The sequence below is a fragment of the Microbacterium sp. Cr-K20 genome, assembly GCF_000708325.1.
Taxonomy (GTDB): Bacteria; Actinomycetota; Actinomycetes; order Actinomycetales; family Microbacteriaceae; genus Microbacterium.
The window spans coordinates 1-8,576 of record NZ_JARE01000014.1; the positions used below are offsets into that span (position 1 = coordinate 1).

Sequence of the window (8,576 nt, forward strand, 5' to 3'; positions counted from 1 at the left end):
CGGGGCCGCCGTTGTGGCGGTCGTGGAAGGAGGTCTTCTTGGCGCCGTAGCGCGGCTCGAAGTTGGCGGCGGGACGTCCGCCGCGGGGCTTCTTGTTCTTGGGCATTGCGTTGTCTTCCTGTGTTCTCGCACGAGAACAGCGCCGCGCACACGCGCGAGCACCCAGCGCGTGGTCGGATGCGACCAGCGGGGTTCCGGACTGTCAGCGGCCGGGGCCATTCATGTGATGGTTGATTAGCGTCGAGCGACGCTCACCATCGGCCCCTGGACTCACACTTCACACACATAAAACGTCCGCGCCAACGCGCGGGTGTCCGAAGCCGACCGCACAAGTGTAGCCGACGCGCCTGAGAGAGTGCCGACGCGGGGGTGGCCGTACGATGTCGAAGTGACTTCCGCATCCCCCACCGGCGCCCAGATCACCCTCCGACTCGGCGATGCGACCGCCCAGATCGCGCAGGTCGGCGCGTCTCTGCGGTCGCTGCGCATCGGCGGTGTCGACCTCGTCCCTCCATACCCGCTCGATCAACCCACGCCCGCCTGTTCCGGCGTGGTCCTCGCCCCGTGGCCGAACCGCGTGCGCGACGGTCGGTGGGATGACGACGGCACCTCGCGGCTGCTCGCGATCACCGAGCCGAAGCTGAACAATGCCAGTCACGGACTGCTGCGCTTCACGGCGTACGAGGTGTCGCACACCGACGCCGAAGCCGTGCTGCGGGCGCCGATTGTGCCCCAGACCGGCTACCCGTACCTGATCGAGACCGCCGTGACCTACACGCTCACGCCCGACGGCATCGAGGTCACGCACACACTCACCAACCGCTCGGCGACGCCCGCGCCGGTCGCTCTCGGCACGCACCCCTTCGTGACGGTCGGCGACGTCGACCCGCATGACCTGGTGCTGCGTGTGCCCGCGGAGACGGCGTTCACGACCGACGAGCGGATGCTCCCCACCGGCACCCGTCCCGCCGAGGCCCCCCTGCGCGACGGGGTCCGGCTGGGCGACGTCACCCTCGACACCGGCTTCACCGGCCTCGCCCGCGACGCCGACGGCCGAGTGCGGCACTCGCTCACGGCACCCGACGGCCGCCGCGTGACCCTGTGGCAGGGCGAGGGCTTCGACTACGTGCAGGTGTACACGACGCCCGCCTACCCGGGGCAGAGTCTCGCGGTCGCGATCGAGCCGATGACCGCGCCCGCCGATGCGTTGAACAGCGGCCTCGGCATCCGTCGTCTCGCCCCCGACGAGACCTGGACCCTGCACTGGGGCATCGCCCTCGGCTGACCGATTCCGACTCATCGCAGGGTCGGGCCCGTTCACAACTCCTCAAGAACCGAGCCGAAAGGCCCCGGATCGCGCATCTGGATGCGGGTCCGGGGCCTTTCTGAGGAGTTGTGAACAGCCGGCGGCCGAGACCGCGCGCCCGCCGAGCGGGAGCTACTCCCCGCGGTCGCGCAGCTCGCGCCGCGTGAGCTGGGGCGCGTGCGGCAGGCCGGACGCGTCGATCAGCACCGATCCGGCCGGAGCCACAGCGGCACCCGACGTGTCGGGGTCGACGGGAGCATCCGGCTTCGGCGCTCCCCCGGCATCCGACCCACCGGCCTTGCGTGCGGCCCGCCGCTCTCTGGCACCCTCGACGAGGTTGTAGAGCGTGGGCAGCACGATCAGCGTCAGCACGGTCGAGGAGAGCAGGCCGCCGATCACGACGATCGCCAGCGGCTGCGAGATGAACCCACCGTGACCGGTGATGCCGAGAGCCATCGGCGTCAGCGCGAGGATGGTCGCGAGCGCGGTCATGAGGATCGGCCGCAGACGCTTCTCGCCACCGGCCTTCACCGCCTCGATGGTCGACAGACCCTTCTCCCGGTACTGGTTCACGAGGTCGACGAGCACGATCGCGTTCGTCACCACGATGCCGATGAGCATCAGCACACCGATCAGCGAGGCGACGCCCAGCGGCACGCCCGTGACGATCTGCAGGAGGATCGCGCCGGTCGCCGCGAACGGCACCGAGACGAGCAGCAGCAGCGGCTGGCGCAGCGACTTGAAGACCGCGACCATCACCACGTAGACGATCAGGATCGCCGCGAGCATCGCGAGTCCGAGCTGCGAGAACGAGTCGGCCTGCTGCGAGGCGACACCGCCGACCTCGGCGGAGGCCCCGTCGGGCAGGTCGGCCGCGGCGAGCGCCTCGGTCACCGACTGCGTGGCGGTGGCGAGGTTGTCGGATGCCGGCGGCACGGTGACCGTCGATGTCCGGCGCCCCTGCTCGGTCGTGATCGAGGTGGGGCCGTTGCGCTGCTCGACCGTCGCGATGTCCTGCAGCTGCACGACGCCGAGCGGGGTCGGGATCGCGAGCTCCTTGAGGGCCTGGACAGTGGTCGGCGGCTCCGGCGTGACGATGTAGATGGTCAGCGCGGTGTCGTCGATCTCGACCGATCCGGCCTGCTGCGGACGCATGGTGTTCGAGACGATCGAGCCGACCGCGACCTCGGAGAGACCGCGCTGGGCGGCTGCCTCCCGGTCGACGACCACGGCGATGTACGGCAGCGAGGCGGCGAGGTTGTCGGTCACCTGGCCGACGCCGTCGCGTCCGTCGAGCTCGTCGACGACCGAGGTCGTCGCGGTCTGCAGGTCGTCGGCGTTGGATGCCGTGACCGTGATCTCGATGTCGCTCGAGCCGAAGCCGGCGGAGGCCGCGACCGACACCTCGCCCACGTCGTCGCCGAGTCCGTCGATGGCGTCCTGCACGTCGGCGCGCAGCTTCTCCTGGTCGGCGTCGCCGTCGGTGAGCACCGAGTAGGTGACACCCGCTCCGCCCGAGAAGGCGTCGCTGAGGGCCGAGCCGCTGGTGCCGATCGAGGCCTGCACGTGCTCGATGCCGTCGATGCCGAGGAGTGCGTCCTCGACCTCGACCGCGGCATCCGACTTCGCCTGCAGGCTCGCGGTCGGGCCGAGGTCCTGCGTGACGGTCATGGTGTTCTGGCCGGAGTCGCTCAGGAAGTTGATCTTCATGAGCGGTGCGGCGGCGAGCGTGGCGCCGAGCACCACGACGGCGAGGATCACCGTGACACCGGAGTGCTTGAGCGTCCAGCCGAGGATCGGCCGGTAGACGCGCTGCAGCTGCGTCGGCGGAGCATCCGGGTGCTCGGGGTCGATGACGTTGCCGTGCTCGTCGACGAGCTCCTTGCCCGGCTTCAGGAACCAGTACGCGAGCACCGGGACGATGGTGAGGGCCACCAGGAGCGAGGCGACCATCGCGATGGTCACGGTCATGGCGAACGGTCGGAACAGCTCGCCGACCATGTCGCCGACGAAGACGATCGGCAGGAACACCGCGACGGTCGTGATCGTGGATGCCGTGATCGCCATGGCGACCTCGCGCACGGCGAGGCGGATCGCATCACCCTTGTCGGCATCGCCGACGTAGTGACGTTTGATGTTCTCGATCACCACGATGGAGTCGTCGACCACGCGGCCGATCGCGATCGTGAGCGCGCCGAGGGTCAGCACGTTGAGCGAGTAGCCGAACGCCTGCAGCCCGATGAAGGTGATGAGCACGCTGGTCGGGATCGAGATGGCGGTGACGAGCGTGGAGCGGATCGACATCAGGAACACGAGGATCACGATCACCGCGAACACCAGGCCGAGCAGGCCCTCGGTCGCCAGCGTCTCGATCGACTGCACGATGAACGGCGCCTGGTCGAAGATGATCGTGAACTCGGCGTCGGGGAAGGCGTCGCTGATCGTGTCGAGCGCGGCGATCACGCCGTTCGACACCTCCACGGTGTTCGCGGCGGGGAGCTTGGTGATCGAGATCGAGAGCGCGTCCTTGCCGTCGACGCGCGAGATCGAGGTGACCGGGTCGGACTCCTGCACGACCGTGGCGACATCGCCGATGGTCGAGGTGGTGCCGACAAGTGGGAGTGCCGCGATCTCTTCGACCGAGGTGATCTTCGCACCGGTCTGCACCGTGAGCGTCTGACCGTTCTGGGTGATGTCACCACCGGGGAAGAGCGTGCCGTTCTGCTGCAACGCGTTGCTGATCGCCTGCGTGCTCTGGCCTTCGGCGGCGAGCTTCGCGGGGTCGGGCGTGATGCTGATGCGCTGCCCGACGCCGCCGACGATCTCGGCCGCGTTCACACCGTCGACGTCTTCGAGCTCGGGGATCGCGACGGATTCGAGCTCGGCCTGCGCGTTGTCGGCATCCTCGAATCCGGTGACGGCCACCTGGATCACCGGGAAGTCGTCGATGGAGACCGACAGCACCTGCGGGGCCACGTCTTCCGGCAACTGCGAGGAGACGCGGTTGATCGCCTGCTGGATCTTCTGCTCGGCGGTGGCGAGGTTGGTGCCGTACGCGAACATCGCCTGCACGATCGAGGCGTTCGTGGTGCTGGTGGCCGTGGTCGACTCCAACCCCGGAACGCCCTGGATCGCCGACTCGATCGGCGTCGACACGTCGTTCTCGACCACCTCGGGTGAGGCACCGGGGTACGTCGTCATCACGACGAGCGCCGGCAGCTCGAGCGAAGGGATCAGCTCCTGCTTGAGGTTGGTGAGCGCGAGCCCGCCGAACACCGCCGCGACGATGGTGATCAGGGCGATGAGCGCGCGGTTCTTGAGGCTCAGGATGGCGAGTTTCGACAAGGCGGTTTCCTCGGTGTCAGGGTGTGGCTGTCGCTGCGGAGGGAGTGGAGACGGAATCTCCGAGGATCCGCGCCAGTGCGGTCTCGATGAAGGACTGTTCGAGATCGGCGTCGCGGATCTGCATGCTCCACATGACGCCGTCGATGAAGATCATCGCCGCTCGGGCGCGGTCTTCGCCATAGGTCGGCTCGAGAAGTTCTACGAGCCGGTCGGAGAGATGACGTGCGAGCTCGCGCAACCGGGGGTCATGCACGGCCGCGGTGACCACGGCGCGGTCGGCCTGCACGGCATGGTGGTCGTCGAGGCTCTCGAACACGAGCGCGGCGATCACGGCGGGGCTGTCCCCGCGGTCGGCGATGGTCTGCCGGACGCCGTCGAGGCGCGCATCCACCTCGTCGGCGAGGGCGCGGAAGGCAGCGGCACGGAGGTCGTCGAGGGTGTCGAAGTACTGGGTGGTTGCACCGAGGGGAACGCCCGCGCGGGCGGCGACCTTGCGGTGGGTGACGGCTTCGGCGCCCACTTCGACGATGAGCTCGGCGGCCGCGGTCACGATCTCGCGACGGCGCGCTTCAGGGTCACGTCGACGACGCGACCCATCACCCATCAGAACCCCCTGGACATCCGTACATGTACGTTTGTACATTTCCGGATTGTGAGGACGCTGGGAGCGGTCAGAACAACGAGCCGACAGCCAGCCCGAGACCCGCGGCGAGCAGGCCGAGCAGCAGCATCCCGACGGCGTTGAAGACGGATGCCGGACGCTCGCCGTCACACCACAGGGCGACAGTGTCGAGCATCGCGGTGCTGAAGGTCGTGTACCCGCCGAGCAGCCCGGCGCCGAGCAGGAACGCGGCATCCGGCAGTGCGGTCGTGACGATGCCCAGCGCGAAGGATCCGGAGAGGTTCACCAGCAGGATCCCCCACGGGAACCGGCGACCGGCCAGCCGGGCGACGCCGAGGTCGACGACGTATCGCAGCACCGCACCGACACCCCCGGCGAGCGCGGCGCCGACGAACAGCAGCGGGCTCACGATGTCGCTCCGGCGCGCGGGCGGGCGATGCGCAACCCGAGAGCTGCCGCGCCGAGGCCGAGCACGAGACTCCCCGCGGCGTAGGCGAACGCGAGGGCGGGAGCATCCGCCCACAGCTGCACGCTCCCCGTCATGAAGGCGCTGTACGTCGTGAAGCCGCCGAGCACCCCGGTGCCGAGCAGCAGTCGCAGATCCGTGGAAGCGGGGATCCGGGCGGCCAGCACACCGATCAGCAGGGCACCGAGCACGTTCGCGACGAGCACGGCGACGGGCACACCGCCGGCGTCCGGGAGAGCGAGCCCCAGGCCGAGCCGTGCCGCCGTGCCCACTGTGCCGCCGAGGGCGACGAGGAGGATGCGGCGGAGGGTCACGTCGCCACTGTAGTCGCGCGTGACAGTGCGCCGCGGCGATGTCAAGGGCGTGGATGCCGGGCACCGCACGCCGTTGACTGTGCGCATGACCCCTCTGTGGAAGCTCGAGAAGTCGCTGCCGACCGGATCGCCCTTCGAGGAGGGTGCGCGACACGACGTCGTGGTCGTCGGCGCCGGCATCACCGGCCTCACGACGGCCGTCATGCTCACCCGGGCCGGGCTCGATGTGGCCGTGATCGACGCGGGTGGCATCGCCGAGCTCGCGACCGGCGCGAACACCGGCAAGCTCTCGCTCCTGCAGGGGTCACGGCTCGCGACGATCCGCCGCCACCACCCGGCGTCGCTCGTGCGCGCGTACGTCGACGCCAACAGGTCGGGGATGGAGTGGCTGACCGCCTTCGCCGAGAGCGCGGACGTGCCGTTCACCCGCCACACCGACCACTCCTACGCGCAGGGTCCCGACGGCGCAGGAGACGTGCGCGACCAGCACGACGCCGCCCGCGAGGCCGGGCTGCCGACACGGATGCTGGCCGCCACCACGGTGCCGTCGACGCCGTTCCCGGTGGCCGCCGCCGTGGCCCTCGACGATCAGATCGCGATCGACCCGGTCGCCGTGACCGTCGCGCTCGCCCACGAGCTGCTGAGTGCGGGCGGCATGCTACACATCGGCGTCCGCGCCACCGGAACCCGGGCTCTGCCAGGTCGGGTCGACACGACGGCGGGGGCGATCTTCGCCGACCACATCGTGCTCGCGACCGGCACCCCGATCACCGACCGCGGGCTGTACTTCGCCAAGACGCACGGGCTGCGGTCGTACTGCGTGTCGTTCCGGGTGCCGGGCGATGTGCCCGCGGGGATGTTCCTCTCGGTCGACGGCCCGACGCGCTCGGTCCGTCCGGTGAGCGCGGCCGACGGCCCCGGCGGCGAGGCTCAGCTCGTCGTCGGAGGCAACGGCCACCCGGTCGGCAGGTCCGACAGCGAGAAGGCCGCGGTCGACGACCTCGTCGCCTGGACACAGCTGCACTTCCCCGGCGCCGAGGAGACGCATCGGTGGTCGGCGCAGGACTACGAGTCGCACAACCTGATCCCGTTCGTCGGTGCGATGCCCCGCGGTCTCGGCCGCATCCGGTTCGCGACGGGCTACGCCAAGTGGGGGCTGTCGAACGCGCCGGCTGCCGCACAGCGTCTCACCGCCGAGATCCTCGGCACGCCGTGGCGTGACCGGCCGACCTGGATGACGACCATCGGCACGCGTATGACCATGCCCGCCGACCTCGGGCGCGGAGCCGTCGAGGGTGGGAAGGTCGCGGCCGCGCTCGCCGGCGGATGGGCGGATGCCGAGAGCCGCTCGGTTCCCGTCGCGAAGCCCGTCGAGGGCGAGGGCGTGGTGGCGAACCGGGGCGGTCGTCCGGTCGGCGTCTCGACGGTCCACGGCGTGACGCGCGCGGTCGGCGCGGTGTGCACGCACATGGGCGGCGTGCTCGAGTGGAACGATGCCGAGTGCACGTGGGACTGCCCGCTGCACGCCTCACGGTTCGCGGCCGACGGCACCCGCATCGAGGGTCCGGCGGTGAAGGACCTCAGTCGCCTGCCGCGCTCGGGCCGGGAGTGACCGGGCCGGTCTTCGGTCCGTCATCCCATCCCTCCTGAGGCGTGTCTCCGTTCTCGCGGAACACGTACTGCGACACGAGCTTGCGCTGGCTGCTCGACCAGTCGATCGCGGGTCGGCGCTGCTCGGGCGGCAGGTAGCCCAGCCGGTAGACGGCCATGAGCTCGAGGTCGTCGGGCACCCGCAGCAGCTCGACGATCTCGTCCCAGCGCCCCGGAACCTCCATCGGGAAGGAGATGAACTGGATGCCCATGCCGAGCTCGACCGTCGTGAGCCAGATGTTCTCCATCGCCGCGCCCATGCTGAACACCGAGTAGAACGACGACAGCTGCCCCGGTCGGTACTCGCTGCGGTCGAGCATGACGCCGATCAGCAGCGGCGACCCCGCGACGAGCTTGCGGTTCTCGGAGCCGAGGGTCTTCGGCACCCCGAACGTGTTCATGAGCGTCTGGCCGCGCTTGGTGAACACCTGGCTCGTGAACGGGCGGAGGGCGGCGGGCAGCTTGTCGAACAGCATCCCGCTGCGCTTCTCTTCCATCTCGGCCTGGCTGAAGCGGAAGTACGGCTTGTAGCGCTCGAAGAACGTGCCGTTCGACATCGCCTCGGTCATGCTCTCGCCCGAGATACGCGCGATCTGCTCGATGGTGTCACGGCTCTCGATCACGACGAACCGCCACGGCTGACTGTTCAGCTGCGAGGGCGCGCGGCCCGCGGCTTCGAGGAGGATGCGCTGATGCTCCTCCGACACCGGGTCGGGCAGGAAGGGCCCGTTCGTGGTCTTGCGGCGGCGGATGGCGTCGAGCAGTTCCATGCGGTCACTTCCGGTCGGCGGGGCGGAGCGAGACGACGAGTCCCGCGACGATGAAGGGGGCCGCGGCGAGCGCGACGAGTGGATGCCGGCGGCCGTGGCTGCC

7 protein-coding genes are annotated in these 8,576 nt (G+C 69.8%); 2 read left to right on the plus strand and 5 right to left on the minus strand.

Features of this window, described 5'->3' with window-relative positions:
* The first annotated feature begins 388 nt into the window (after window positions 1–388).
* On the plus strand, window positions 389–1,285 hold the full coding sequence (locus tag GZ67_RS0102405; protein WP_029263690.1) for an aldose 1-epimerase family protein: 897 nt from the start codon (window positions 389–391) through the stop codon (window positions 1,283–1,285).
* Between the two features lie 153 nt (window positions 1,286–1,438).
* Here the strand turns inward: GZ67_RS0102405 and GZ67_RS0102410 are convergent, their stop codons facing one another.
* The 4 genes from GZ67_RS0102410 to GZ67_RS0102425 form a co-directional block, all read right to left on the minus strand.
* Window positions 1,439–4,651 (minus strand): efflux RND transporter permease subunit, encoded by a 3,213-nt coding sequence (locus tag GZ67_RS0102410; protein WP_029263691.1) that lies wholly within the window; start codon window positions 4,649–4,651, stop codon window positions 1,439–1,441.
* A gap of 16 nt (window positions 4,652–4,667) precedes the next feature.
* Window positions 4,668–5,255: a TetR/AcrR family transcriptional regulator gene (locus GZ67_RS0102415; protein ID WP_029263692.1), complete on the minus strand. Its 588-nt coding sequence runs from the start codon at window positions 5,253–5,255 to the stop codon at window positions 4,668–4,670.
* A 67-nt stretch (window positions 5,256–5,322) separates the two neighbouring features.
* On the minus strand, window positions 5,323–5,682 hold the full coding sequence (locus GZ67_RS0102420) for a fluoride efflux transporter FluC (RefSeq protein WP_029263693.1): 360 nt from the start codon (window positions 5,680–5,682) through the stop codon (window positions 5,323–5,325).
* Complete coding sequence (locus GZ67_RS0102425) at window positions 5,679–6,053, minus strand: fluoride efflux transporter FluC (RefSeq protein ID WP_029263694.1); 375 nt, start codon at window positions 6,051–6,053, stop codon at window positions 5,679–5,681. Before GZ67_RS0102425 ends, GZ67_RS0102420 begins: the two co-directional genes overlap by 4 nt.
* An 85-nt stretch (window positions 6,054–6,138) precedes the next feature.
* On the opposite strand from GZ67_RS0102425, the gene GZ67_RS0102430 reads away from it, so the two are divergent.
* On the plus strand, window positions 6,139–7,665 hold the full coding sequence (locus GZ67_RS0102430; RefSeq protein WP_029263695.1) for an FAD-dependent oxidoreductase: 1,527 nt from the start codon (window positions 6,139–6,141) through the stop codon (window positions 7,663–7,665).
* On the opposite strand, the gene GZ67_RS0102435 is transcribed toward GZ67_RS0102430, so the two are convergent.
* Window positions 7,634–8,473 carry a nitroreductase family protein gene (locus GZ67_RS0102435; protein ID WP_029263696.1) on the minus strand — a complete coding sequence of 280 codons (840 nt, stop codon included), beginning with the start codon at window positions 8,471–8,473 and terminating at the stop codon, window positions 7,634–7,636. The two genes, GZ67_RS0102430 and GZ67_RS0102435, sit on opposite strands and share 32 nt — an antisense overlap.
* Window positions 8,474–8,576 lie beyond the last annotated feature (103 nt).

Coding starts and splice junctions, on each gene's coding strand:
- GZ67_RS0102435 (WP_029263696.1), bottom strand. CDS start 8,473: ATGGAACTGCTCGACGCCATCCGCCGCCGCAAGACCACGAACGGGCCC.
- GZ67_RS0102430 (WP_029263695.1), top strand. CDS start 6,139: ATGACCCCTCTGTGGAAGCTCGAGAAGTCGCTGCCGACCGGATCGCCC.
- GZ67_RS0102415 (WP_029263692.1), bottom strand. CDS start 5,255: ATGGGTGATGGGTCGCGTCGTCGACGTGACCCTGAAGCGCGCCGTCGC.